The 12,360-nt window shown below is 41.2% G+C and carries 8 protein-coding genes, 1 tRNA gene and 1 pseudogene; 2 read left to right on the forward strand and 8 right to left on the reverse strand.

Translation table 11 applies throughout. The features are described from left to right. Positions 1–37: 37 nt before the first annotated feature. The gene (locus O3603_RS08695; protein WP_371522236.1) at positions 38–2,155 is read right to left on the reverse strand and encodes a cation:proton antiporter; all 2,118 of its coding nucleotides are present in this window, start codon (positions 2,153–2,155) and stop codon (positions 38–40) included. A 494-nt stretch (positions 2,156–2,649) separates the two neighbouring features. After that, positions 2,650–3,752 (reverse strand): annotated as a pseudogene (locus O3603_RS08700) (YhcG family protein). Between the two features lie 235 nt (positions 3,753–3,987). Here O3603_RS08700 and O3603_RS08705 point away from each other — a divergent pair. Then, the gene (locus tag O3603_RS08705) at positions 3,988–5,001 is read left to right on the forward strand and encodes an aspartate-semialdehyde dehydrogenase (protein WP_371522238.1); all 1,014 of its coding nucleotides are present in this window, start codon (positions 3,988–3,990) and stop codon (positions 4,999–5,001) included. Between the two features lie 61 nt (positions 5,002–5,062). Here O3603_RS08705 and O3603_RS08710 read toward each other — a convergent pair whose 3' ends face one another. Both O3603_RS08710 and O3603_RS08715 read right to left on the reverse strand, forming a co-directional pair. Then, positions 5,063–5,347, reverse strand: coding sequence for a putative quinol monooxygenase (locus O3603_RS08710; protein WP_287315698.1), 285 nt, complete (start codon positions 5,345–5,347; stop codon positions 5,063–5,065). A 28-nt stretch (positions 5,348–5,375) separates the two neighbouring features. Further along, positions 5,376–5,786 carry an FMN-binding protein gene (locus tag O3603_RS08715; RefSeq protein ID WP_287315696.1) on the reverse strand — a complete coding sequence of 137 codons (411 nt, stop codon included), beginning with the start codon at positions 5,784–5,786 and terminating at the stop codon, positions 5,376–5,378. Positions 5,787–6,165: 379 nt separating this feature from the next. On the opposite strand from O3603_RS08715, the gene O3603_RS08720 reads away from it, so the two are divergent. Further along, a complete protein-coding gene (locus O3603_RS08720) occupies positions 6,166–6,585 on the forward strand; it encodes an HU family DNA-binding protein (protein ID WP_009436001.1) in 420 nt (139 codons plus the stop codon). Positions 6,586–6,686: 101 nt separating this feature from the next. On the opposite strand, the gene O3603_RS08725 is transcribed toward O3603_RS08720, so the two are convergent. From O3603_RS08725 to O3603_RS08740, 4 genes are all read right to left on the reverse strand, one after another. Next, positions 6,687–6,768, reverse strand: a tRNA-Leu gene (locus O3603_RS08725). Between the two features lie 417 nt (positions 6,769–7,185). Beyond that, the gene (locus O3603_RS08730) at positions 7,186–8,208 is read right to left on the reverse strand and encodes a S41 family peptidase (RefSeq protein WP_371522241.1); all 1,023 of its coding nucleotides are present in this window, start codon (positions 8,206–8,208) and stop codon (positions 7,186–7,188) included. Then, positions 8,205–9,047 carry a DUF3316 domain-containing protein gene (locus O3603_RS08735; RefSeq protein WP_371522243.1) on the reverse strand — a complete coding sequence of 281 codons (843 nt, stop codon included), beginning with the start codon at positions 9,045–9,047 and terminating at the stop codon, positions 8,205–8,207. Before O3603_RS08735 ends, O3603_RS08730 begins: the two co-directional genes overlap by 4 nt. A gap of 71 nt (positions 9,048–9,118) precedes the next feature. After that, complete coding sequence (locus O3603_RS08740) at positions 9,119–11,851, reverse strand: DNA gyrase/topoisomerase IV subunit A (protein ID WP_371522245.1); 2,733 nt, start codon at positions 11,849–11,851, stop codon at positions 9,119–9,121. Positions 11,852–12,360 lie beyond the last annotated feature (509 nt).

Consider the following 12,360-nt stretch of genomic DNA (forward strand, 5'->3'; position numbering starts at 1 on the left):
CTATTAGGCTTATTAGCCATATTAGCCTAATCCCCTCCTACACCTTATTATGAATCCACTCTCTCACAGCCTCGTAAGCACTGCGTTCCTCCGTGTGTTGTGGTTGGGCGAACGTCATATCGTCCATACGATTACCATACTGATCAGGGAATATTATCATCAGTGTCTTACCCTTGAAGTAGCGATTCACCTCTTCTGGTAATCGTTCCATCGCACTCTTATAAGAAATTGTACCCTTACGAGCTGTGACGATCACAAATAGCTGATCAGCTTTCACACGTGTTGCCAAATCTGGAAGTTCTTTCCAATGAGACATCTCTTCGTACTCAGCACGCACACTAGGGAATCTATTACGAATGAACTCCGTTATGAGTTGCAAACTTTCACGGCGACCATGGAACACGATACGGCACTCCAAATTACCTGCCATACGTGCCAATCGCTCTAACCAACGATAGAAACCAGGCTCAAACTCAGCACGAGAAGGCACTGCAACTTGTATTCTTCTTATTGTATTCAGGGGCTGGGTAATACGAGTAACGATAATTTGTCGGCTCAATCCATTATACAAACTACGTGTGAACTCACCCCAGAAGTTCTTATTTATATCCTTATGGAAGTGCAACCCCATAAGTATCTCAGATGCCTGAAACTCTTTAAAGGCATGTTTAATACCATTGGCAATATTCGCCGCTATGCGCACCTGCGTTGTCATTGGTACATCTGAAGAACTAGCTAACTGATGAATCTGTTCCAACAAACGCTGCCCCTCCGCTTGATTATGCCGCATATTAACATCATCATACACTACATTTAGGGCGACAAGTTCCTTTTTTAGTCGTGGATTACGCATCATTATAGCCATAGAGACCAAACTCTCAGCGTATTCAGGATACTTCACAGGAATAAGAATCTTCTCGTCGTTAAGCGTCTTCACGATCTCTGGTTCCTCTTTCTCTTGTAAACGAATGCGCTGAGCAGCCCACTCTGTAACCAATGTTGATATGATACAGGTGAAGAGTATCATAATCACAATACCATTCAACACCTCATCTCCAAAGAGGTAAACTCCAGGAGAAACCTCCAAGCGACGCCCCACCATCACCATGGCAATAGCCCCTGCGGCGTGCGCACTCGTAAGACCGAACATCATGTGCCCCGACATCTTCGACATCTTAAAGAGTCTTGCGGCAATATATGCTGCCACTGCCTTACCCAATGTTCCAAAGACAACAAGGCAAAAGACCACCCATAAGATGTTGGTGCCAGAGAACAATAAACGAACATTGATCAACATTCCCACACCAATTAGGAAGTAAGGAATGAACAGCGCATTACCCGTAAACTCTATGCGATTCATCAACGGAGAAACCTTCGGAACATATCTATTTAATATCAAACCAGACAAGAATGCACCAAAGATGCCCTCTAAGCCTACAGCATCAGATAAAGAAGCCGAAAGGAATACAACCGCTAAGATGAAGATAAACTGCATAACGGCATCAGAATAACGGCGCAAGAACCAACGTGCAAGACGGGGTATAAAGAAGACTAGTCCAGCACAATAAACAACAAACTTCACAACGAAGAACAACCAGAAGCCAACTCCCCCACCGCCATGAAAGCTATTGACGATTGATGCCATTACGATCAAAGCAATGAAGAGTGCCATCATGGAAGAACCAACACTCAACGTCGAACTTGTGTGCCGTGTCAGTCCATATCTTCCCACAATCGGATAGGCTATCAGCGTGTTCGATGCCATAATAGCAGCAAGTAACAATGCGGCTAATGGCGTATAACTCAACAAGCTAACACCCATCAGATAAGTCATAATAAACGGACAAAGGAAGGTTAACAGCCCGAAGATCATCACCCGATTACGATTCTTCTTCAGCCCCTCCATATCCATCTCAAGTCCCGCTAAGAACATGATATAATACAACCCAACACGCCCGAATAACTCGAATGAAGCGTCACGCTCCAATATATTCAGTCCGTACTTACCAACGATAACTCCTGCCAATACCATACCAATGATATGAGGTATGCGCAATCGCCCCATGATGATAGGTGAAATAAGAATCATCAAAAGCACCACAAAGAATATCAGTGTCGGGTCAGCTATAGGGAAATACTGTGATAAATGCAACATGAATGTCTATAAACTTATTGCCTGCAAAGTTACTAAAAAAGTTTGGCAACATTCCATCTTAGCATATATTCATAGATTATATAAGCCAAAATTTAAGTCAATATGCTTTGTTCCTCACACTTACACACGCTTTCCGCATTCAGTTCCTGCGGTTCCCGTATTCTTTACATACGTATTCTGCATTCACGGAATGCGTATCTTTTCTTATTATCTAAGCGTGATAAAGTATTATCAGACTTAGATAACTAATTATCACGCTTAGATAATTAATTATCACACTTAGATAATACTATTACTTACGCTTCAAAACAATACAGAACACCGAAGAAACAAAAAGAAAAGCAGCGGAAAAGAAATGCTAAACATATATATTTCGATTCCACTGCTTATGCTTTACAATAGATAAAGAGTGCTTCCAACTATTAAACAGGTATATTACTTCAAGAGATGAACCCCATTTTACACCCTTTGTATATATGCCGGAGCGTAAATTATCACGACTTATTTTGCCCTTTAAACTGTAAGTAATACTGCGCTTTCTGCGCTTCTATCTCTGCCTTCAGTTCCTCTTGTGTGGGTAGATAAAGCTTATACTTTGTTGCAAAAAGTTGTTTACTATCGTGGAGTATGGAGTATCGTGCGATGTCTTCATCCGTGTCCGAACATAAAAGAATACCTATGGTCGGGTTATCGCCATCCGTCCGCTTGAGTTCATCAAACATCCTGACATACATATCCATCTGCCCCACATCCTGGTGCGTAACCTTTGATGTCTTTAGATCCATTAATACGAAGCACTTTAAGAAGTAGTTATAAAAGACCAAGTCGATGTAATAATCCTCCTTCTCCGTATGGATATGTTGCTGGCGCCCAACGAATGCGTAGCCCTTTCCTAACTCCATGATGAACTTCTGGAGATTACTAATAATACAGCTCTCTAGGTCTGTTTCCGTAAAAGAAGTATTCGGTGTGAATCCTAAGAACTCTGCAACAACAGGGCTTTTAATGAATTCCAACTTCTCAACAAGTGGACTGCTTTTTCCAGCATCTCCTCTCTTACCAGCTCCTTATGGTGAGATTGTAATAGGCGATAGTAGTATTGGCTACTCACGTTACGCTGGAGTGTCCTAACGCTCCATCCCTCTGTAACTGCTTCCTGCTCATACCATGCCCTTGCCTCATCGTCTCGAACCTGCAACAATACGCTATAATGCGTCCAAGTGAGACGAATGGAAGATTTTCCAGTCACCGACTGGAGAATGTCATGCCGAGCCGATTTTCCAGTCGACAACTGGAATATGTCTGGGTAAAGTTGATTAAAGAGTATGTAGTTATAAAGATTACTCTTAGAGAAACCCTTACCATATCTCTGTACAAGCAGACCGCTTAACTCTTGTATAACTCGCTTGCCATAATCAGCACGGGAATACTTTAATAGCTCCTCATTCAGCCTCTTCCCTAACAGCCAATTACGCTTCAGTAAGGCGATATTCACGGCATGAAACGCCTCATGTTGCGCCTCATCGATGATTAAGCAACTCTCTTCAAACAAATGCTCTTTGCTTGGAAGTTCGGGTTCTTGTGTAGTATTATTCATTGTTATAATTGTTTAGATAGTTCAACTCAAGCCTTCTTACTTCTCTTTTTCTCAAGTGTTTTTAGTTATAGATGTACTCTATTAAATCCGAGGTCAAAGTTACAAAAGAAGTTGAATATAGACAAATATAACCCACCAAAGGCTAAAAAGAAAGACAGATTGTAGCCTATATTGCAATAAAAATAGTACTTTTGCAAGTACAAGTGATTAATTGAAAACAAAAAAGACAAAACATATGAAAGTAGCAATAGTTGGTGCCAGTGGTGCCGTAGGACAAGAACTTCTACGCCTATTAGACGAAAGAAACTTCCCTTTGGACGATCTTGTGTTATTCGGTTCAGTGCGTTCTGCAGGTCGAAAGTACACATTTAAGGGTAAAGAATATGAAGTAAAACAGCTCCAGCATAACGACGATTTCAAGGGTGTTGACATTGCTTTTACTAGTGCGGGAGCAGGAACGTCAGCCGAGTTTGCCGAAACAATCACTCGATATGGTGCTGTGATGATTGATAACTCTAGCCAATTCCGTCAGGATGCAGATGTTCCCTTGGTTGTTCCAGAGATTAACGCAGAGGATGCCCTCGTTCGTCCTCGTGGCATTATAGCCAACCCAAACTGTACAACGATTATGATGGTTGTTGTCTTGAACCCTATCAACAAGCTCAGTCATATCAAGAAGGTGCACGTCAGCAGTTACCAAAGCGCATCGGGTGCAGGTGCTGCAGCAATGGAAGAACTCATCCAACAATATAAGGAACTCGTTGAGACAGGCGAGGTAAAGACGATTAAGAAATTCCCACATCAACTTGCTTATAACGTTATTCCACAGATTGATAAGATGATGGAAAACGATTATACGAAGGAAGAAGTGAAGATGTTTAATGAGACACAGAAGATTATGCACTCCGACATACGTACTTCTGCCACCTGTGTTCGTGTCTCTTCACTCCGTAGCCATTCAGAGGCTGTATGGTTCGAGACCGAACACCCGCTATCTGTTGAGGAGATTCGTGAGGCATTGAAGGCGGCTCCTGGCGTAACACTCGTTGATGATCCGCAGCACTATGTGTACCCAATGCCACTCGAGAGTGCTGGTCACGATGATGTCTATGTGGGGCGTATTCGTAAGGATTTAGCTGATGACAATGGTAATACGTTATGGCTTACAGGTGATCAGATACGCAAGGGTGCGGCATTGAATGCAGTACAGATTGCAGAGTATCTGATTAAAGTGGGCGATGTGAAGTAAGGGTAGAGACTATAAAAAAGCCTCCTCCCCCTCTCCGAAAGGAGAGGGGGAGGAGGCTTTTTTAACGCTCAAACTGTTCTATACTCAAGCCTCCATCCGTCAACTTCTCTATCTCTGGAACAATGCGCGTGAAGTGATCTGAACGGGCATGACGAGCTAAACAAAGCTTATTCTCCCATGTTTCACAGAACATGAAAACACCCGGTTGAGTTGCACTCTCAAACAAATCGTAACCTTTGTTGCCCTCATCTTTGCGAGAGAGTTCCACTAACTCATCTGCAAGTGCCTTCACTTGAGCTGTCGTAACACCCTCTTTTACCTTGAAAAAAGCGTTTAATCTAATCATAATTTCTACCTATTTTGTTGAGAAACCCTTACTTATTCTTTTTATAATAAGCCACAGCTGCAGCCACATTAGCCTTTATTGCACGTGAAGAGAAGGTAGCACCTGTTGCACCATCAACCTGCTCTGCCTTTGCAGCCTTTGCCACTTTCATTCCTTCAAACTTAGGGAGTAGGTTTTCCTTCACCGTGTTGAAGTATCGAGGTGACTCATGATTTGGCAATGGAACGACCTTTACTACCTTGTTATTCTTGATATAAACTTCCACAGGAGTAGCCCCCTTAAATCCTTTTACATTAGGAGTTAGGGTTGTGGTGTTCACTACGTATGTTCCATCTGCTTGTTTATACATCACCTTTCCCTGCTGGACTGCAGCAAAAGCAACGCTACCTGTAATTGCTAAAGCTATGAAGGTAGCTGAAAGAAACTTCTTATTCAACATTATCTTTACCTTTATTTATTGTTATTAGTGTGCTTGCAAATATACGAAAAACTATGTTTCTAACACGCTGTTTTTACTTTTTTAATTCATTCAACAGATTTATCTATCTTCAAATTAACCACAACTTATAGAACAGAAGGGGGCTAACAATAAGGGAAGAGATGATGTCTTATATAAAAAAATAATCTATTTTTTCTTGCAGAAGGTGCCCTTTTTTATTATATTTGCAGCTGACTTGGAAGGACGGTCGGGCTTTATTGAAAGATTGAAGAAGCTCTCCTCCTTTGCAGGCCACCATTGGAAGCAACGTAGCTCAGTCTATTGATAGATTCCAATTGAAGTTGTTTAACCAATAGAGTAACTAGATAAATATAATATTATGTCAATTCAAATCAGATTAGAACAGAGTAAGTTTAAAGATAAAAAGGGTGCTGGGCATTGGTATGCACGAACTGTTAGTGCTGGCGAAGTGTCCACTGAAGAGTTAGCTGATGCTATTCAGGAGAGCACATCTTTTACTCGTGGTGACGTTCGAGGGCTTGTTGTAGCCCTTATAGATGAGATCTCTTATCGTCTTCGCCAGGGAGAAACGGTTGTTCTTGATGGCTTAGGTCGTTTTCATCTCAGCGTAGAGAGTGAACCTGTAGAGAATCGAGAAGACTTCAATCTTAAGCGTAATATCAAGGGTATAAAGTGCAAGTTTGTTCCTTCTGGTGCTCGTGACGGTAGGAAGGGGAAGAAGATTCAAGACATGGCATCTGGTGCTCGTGTTGTGTGGGCTGATGTTGATGATGAGTAATGAGGGCGATTACTAATAGGTCAAACCATGAGGTTTCAATGTTGACATGTATATATAGAATAAAAAAGAGCTAATCATCAATGATGCTTAGCTCTTTCTTGTGCGCCTAACAGGACTCGAACCTGCACAACGTAAGTTACTAGATCCTAAGTCTAGCGCGTCTACCAATTCCGCCACAGGCGCATAACGAGTGCAAAGATACATAATGTTTTGGATATAACCAAATGTTTATGAATTTCTTTTCTAATTGTTTTATAATAAAGAACTAATATGTATTCTTGCTTCATTGTGACTATTGTTTATGTTATATTATAGTTGTTTTGCAACTATAATATCTGTGTATGAGAAGGTTATGTAGCTGCGAAGTCAATTCTAAATACGTTTTACTTGGATATGACGAAAAACGTTTTTCCTGTCATTTCTGTCATCTTTTTAGAATAAATAAGATGGTCATAATTAGATAATTAATGCAAATGTTAAATGTGACAGCAACCCCAATTAAAAATAACACTAGTGTTTGGTGGTTTTAAGATGGGCATTATCCTTTTATAAAACCAACCCTTCAAGCTCTTCTTTCTGGAGATTGAAGGGTTGGTTCTATTACTTTGCAAGGAGTTGACGAGCAAACTCGATAATCGTATCCTTGCCTTTTATGAGATCCGATTCAGTGATGTCTACTTTGTAATCAGGATCAATACCGAACTCTGTCATTTGCTTATCTCGATCATACATGGGGCATGCGGAGAAACGAACCGACCATCCATTGGGTAGTTCGGAAGAGAAGGGTAAACCTGCTCCGCCACCTGTTTTATCACCAACGATGTGGACGTTTGGGCAACACTTCATATACTTCACGAACTCGTTGGCAGCAGAGAATACACTGCGGTTAGTCAACACAACAACTGGTTTCTGCCATCGAATACCCTTTCCGGGAGTGAGGTATTCGGGTTGAAGTGATGAGAAGTCATTATGATCGGGACCTGTTTTATGCTGAATATAACCAACAAGCTCCTCTTTATTCGTGAACCTTGCTGCCAGTTCTTCAGCATTACTTAACTGTCCACCTCCATTGTTCCTTACATCGATAATAAGCCCATTGCAAGGTTGAAGATGCAGTAGAATGTCATCTAAATTACCAGCCCCAATAGGATTTTGGAAACTCTCGCAGCGTATATAACCAATGTTGTCATCAAAGACAGTATAGTCTAATCCGCTTGCAATGAGATAATCACTCTTCAGGTATTTACGCTCCAGCGAGTCAGAATAATTCTTTGGATAGTTGTCTCTCCACGCCCAATAACGTCCGATATTAAAAGAGGTATAAAGATTGACATGCCCATCTTTGAGTTCTGAAAGCATATTCGTTAAAACTTCAAACTGCTGTTTTTCATTCATGGATGTGTCGAACTGTTTGGCATAACGTTGATGAACTTCTTGCCAATTTATTCCCTTTTGTGAGAAAAAACAATAATGTTCATCCATGATCTTCCATAATGCTTCAAAGTTTCCACGTGGGTTGTTGGCATACTCTTCATTATCAATGCAGCTCGTAATAGAGCATAACAAGAGAATTAGAAGGAGGCTCGTTGTGATATAGCTGATGGTAGATTGGATTCTTCTCATGGCAATATTTTATTGATAGAAAATGTTCTTACGATACCCAATACAAATAGATTGCTCCACGTGTGTTGGCGTAATCCGTTCATCTTAGCCTGTTGGTAATCGCCAAGATAGCCAAGACGAAGGGTGGTGTGATGCAATGTAAAATCAATTGTAACCATCTGTCGGAGTGAAGGAGCATTGATGGGAGTTGTGAAAATGAGGTTATGATCGTAATTACCTTTCGTGAATATCTCATAATAACTCTGTCCATAATTAGGTGAGAAAGCTAATCCAATAAGTGGTATTTGTAATTCATAACGGAGACAGAAAGGCTTCTCCCAAAGGTGAAAATGATAATCAGCTGTAACATTAGGAGCGATGTTTAGTTGCCCATAAGCTTGTGCTGGATTATTGGCGTTGCTGGTGTTATAAAGGAAACCAAGCCTTGTGTCAATTCCTCCACCAGCTTTCAAGCGTAAGTCTCCATTGCCGATAGTCCATTTATTGATGACATATTGCCAGTTATATTGGAAGTTGTAATAGCCTCCTAATTCGTTATTATTGTCTCGTCGATTGTGTGCATAGATTAATTGAGCTTGATGTATCAGTTCTCGTGACGCCCTGCTACCATTCTCACGCACTGTATGTGAGATGTATCTAAGCTCTGTTCCGTTGTATTTCTCTTGTGATAAGTAAGTGTCGAGGACGTTAGCTGTACCGATACCCAACATTTGTGCATTGCTTATCACCTTATTATTATATAAGGTGTCTTGGGCTTGTAAGGTTGCTGAAGAGAGTAAGAGAAACGTTATAAAGAAGTTTGTTTTACGTAAAAAGAGAGTCTTTAGTTTCATAGGCATAAGTTCCGTTAAAGAGAAAGTCCCACTTATAGAAACATTCACATCAAGTCTCTATAAGTGGGAATATCATGTTATTCATCTGTAAACAAGTTGAGTTGCCCAGTTATCTCATCAATCACTTGTTGTTGAGATTTACCTGCATCAGGGTCGAGATTCTCCTCTATTGGAGTTGTTGTAGGCTCTTCTTGAGTATCATCTCCATTATCTCCCTCATCGTTATTATCCTTCTTCTCTTCTTCTGGGAAGCGTGTTGGCTCAAGTTCCTCAATCTTATCTACTTTCCAAGTGGTAAGTCGTTTACCCTTAGCTTTGAATCCTTTGATACCAACAAATTGCTCTGCATCAAACTCTTCTGTACCTCTTGATGCATCCACCCCGCCATATGTCACTTGAATGCGAGGGTAAGCAACGTCCGTCAAGAGTACCATTTGTGAGTTAGGATTATCTCCTATGAAGTTCTGATGACGCTTTGTTGCCTCCATTTGGAAGCGTTTCAGGTAAGGATAACCTTGATTGTCTGCATCATAGATCACGGCTGTCCATGGTTTATCTGCAATGAATTTCTCTATGCGAAGGATGTTATCTTCGTAGTGATTGCTTGCATCGAAGTTCGTAATATAGAACTCTCCATTCTTCAAGACGACGAGTATATTGTCCTGATCAGCGAACTCTCCGAGGAAACGACCATGTTCTTCGTAATTGATTCGGTTGATATCTGGATCAAACCAAACCTTTCGTCCGCCCAGTGTTGAGTGTCCATGACTCTTCAATGAGATACGATGAACGTTCTTCTTTGTGAGTAGCTTGCCCTTAGCCGTGCGTCCTTTGATAAGCACAGAAGCAAAGTCATACTCAACGAAGATGTTTTGTTTTGGCTTGTTAGGGTTCGGATCAAGGGTAATCTTTATCAGTTCGGCCTCGCCATTAGGGTTAGCTGTGAAGTAGAAGATCCTTGATCCATCTGTACCAGAGGTTAAGTCATACTCTTTGTCACGTGTAATTGAGGTGACATTAAAGCGTTTGATGTAGTAAGGACCAGTCTTTCCATCACGATAAACAACGTTATAGATGGTGCGTTTATCATTCTTCTTGAATACCTGAAGATATATAACTCCTTTACCCACAAACACCTTGTCGGCAATACGAATCACCTTATACTTACCATCGCGATAGAAGATAATGACGTCATCAAGGTCTGAACAGTTTTGAACAAACTCTGCCTTCTTGAGTCCAGTACCAATGAATCCAGCCTTACTATCTATGTATAACTTCTCGTTAGCATCAACTACTTTCGCTGCAACGATGGTATCGAAGCTCTTTATCTCGGTGTGGCGAGGGTGATCCTTACCGTATTTTTCCTTCAAATGAGTGAACCATTCGATGGTAACACGCACCATCTCGCTAAGATCCTTATCTATTTCTGCAATCTCAGCCTTTATCTTCTGAATGAGTTCGTCAGCCTTATCTTTATTAAATTTCAGTATTCGCTGCATCTTAATCTCCAGTAAGCGGAGGATGTCCTCACGGGTTACTTCGCGAATAAAGGTCTTCTTATAAGGATCTAATTTAGCATCAACAAAGGCTACAACTTCGTCTAAGTTCTTTGCTGTCTCAAACTTCCTCTCCTTATAAATACGCTCTTCAATGAAGATACGTTCCAATGAGTTATAGAAGAGTTGTTCCTCCAGTTCGTGTTTGCGAATCTCTAATTCCATCTTCAACAACGCCTTTGTATGTTCTACGGAATTGCGAAGAACGTCGGAGATAGTCAAGAACTTAGGTTTATTGTCTTCAATGACACAACAGTTAGGAGATATGTTTATCTCGCAATCAGTGAAGGCATAAAGGGCGTCAATGGTCTTGTCACTGGATGTGCCAGGGGTGAGGTGGAGTTGAATCTCAACCTCAGAGGCTGTCATATCCTCCACTTTACGAACCTTAATCTTTCCTTTCTCTACTGCTTTTGTGATAGACTCTTGAAGAGAGTTAGCCGTCTTGGTGAAAGGAACCTCACGTATGACGAGGGTCTTGTTATCAAGTTTCTCTATTTTAGCACGCACCTTTAATACACCACCACGCTGTCCGTCATTATACTTCGCTGCATCAATACTTCCGCCAGTAGGGAAGTCTGGATAGAGATGAAAGTCCTCATTCCGTAAGTATTGCACTGCTGCTTCACAGATATCATTGAGGTTGTGAGGAAGAATCTTTGATGATAAACCAACGGCGATACCCTCTGCTCCTTGTGCAAGAAGTAAGGGGAACTTTACAGGAAGTGTGATAGGCTCTTTGTTACGACCATCGTATGAGAGTTGCCATTCGGTTGTCTTGGGATTAAAAACAGTTTCCAAGGCAAACTTGGATAGGCGAGCTTCAATGTAACGAGGCGCAGCTGCACGGTCACCAGTAAGTATATTGCCCCAATTCCCTTGTGTGTCAATGAGCAAATCCTTCTGTCCTAACTGCACCAAAGCGTCTCCGATGGATGCATCGCCATGTGGATGGAACTGCATGGTATGCCCAACAATGTTCGCAACCTTATTGTATCGCCCATCATCCATGCGCTTCATCGAATGGAGAATACGGCGTTGAACAGGCTTCAAGCCATCTTCGATATGTGGAACGGCACGTTCAAGGATTACATAACTGGCGTAATCTAAAAACCAATTCTTATACATACCAGAGAGGTGATGCACTGCAGCAGCGTCAAACCTGTCGGCAGGCTTGTAGTCAGAATGAGTTTCCTTTCCTTGCACCTCATCGGCAGGAGCAAGCTCGTCCATGTCTTTTATTTCGTCATCCATATTGTCGTTGTTGTTGTGTAGCTAAGACATCCCTAGCTTCGTGTGACTGCAAATGTACGAAAAAAAAAGATATTAACATCCTATTTAAACGATTTATTCCCGCTTCCGGACATAGTAGCTGCTTTAAAAGACATAGTAACAAAAGAACAAGCCGTGAGTAACATAGTCATAAGTAAGACAAAGTAACAAAGCAACATAATCCGTTAGTAACATAGTCATGTGTTCTTTTGTTACTATGTCTCCTCTTGAAAAACTATGTCCCTGTGTTCTTCTGTCTAAAAACTTTGTTACTATAACCTTGTGTTCGTATGTTACTATGTCTTTATCCGTGTTCTTCTGTCTTATACAAAAGCCTCACCCCGTCTGGGGGTGAGGCTGTGTACCACAGGAGCGAGAGAACCAAATTAATACACTAGTTTTGAAAGACATTAATTTCACAATTAATATAATCGATTGTCTTATTACAGAACGATTGATACCCTGAATCAATCTTAAAAATGCTCCCGTGG

The organism is Prevotella sp. 20925_1_30, from assembly GCF_041433025.1.
In the GTDB taxonomy this organism is placed as follows: Bacteria; Bacteroidota; Bacteroidia; order Bacteroidales; family Bacteroidaceae; genus Prevotella; species Prevotella vespertina.

Coding starts and splice junctions, on each gene's coding strand:
- O3603_RS08720 (WP_009436001.1), top strand. CDS start 6,166: ATGTCAATTCAAATCAGATTAGAACAGAGTAAGTTTAAAGATAAAAAG.
- O3603_RS08705 (WP_371522238.1), top strand. CDS start 3,988: ATGAAAGTAGCAATAGTTGGTGCCAGTGGTGCCGTAGGACAAGAACTT.
- O3603_RS08735 (WP_371522243.1), bottom strand. CDS start 9,047: ATGCCTATGAAACTAAAGACTCTCTTTTTACGTAAAACAAACTTCTTT.
- O3603_RS08695 (WP_371522236.1), bottom strand. CDS start 2,155: ATGTTGCATTTATCACAGTATTTCCCTATAGCTGACCCGACACTGATA.
- O3603_RS08740 (WP_371522245.1), bottom strand. CDS start 11,851: ATGGATGACGAAATAAAAGACATGGACGAGCTTGCTCCTGCCGATGAG.
- O3603_RS08710 (WP_287315698.1), bottom strand. CDS start 5,347: ATGATTAGATTAAACGCTTTTTTCAAGGTAAAAGAGGGTGTTACGACA.
- O3603_RS08715 (WP_287315696.1), bottom strand. CDS start 5,786: ATGTTGAATAAGAAGTTTCTTTCAGCTACCTTCATAGCTTTAGCAATT.
- O3603_RS08730 (WP_371522241.1), bottom strand. CDS start 8,208: ATGAGAAGAATCCAATCTACCATCAGCTATATCACAACGAGCCTCCTT.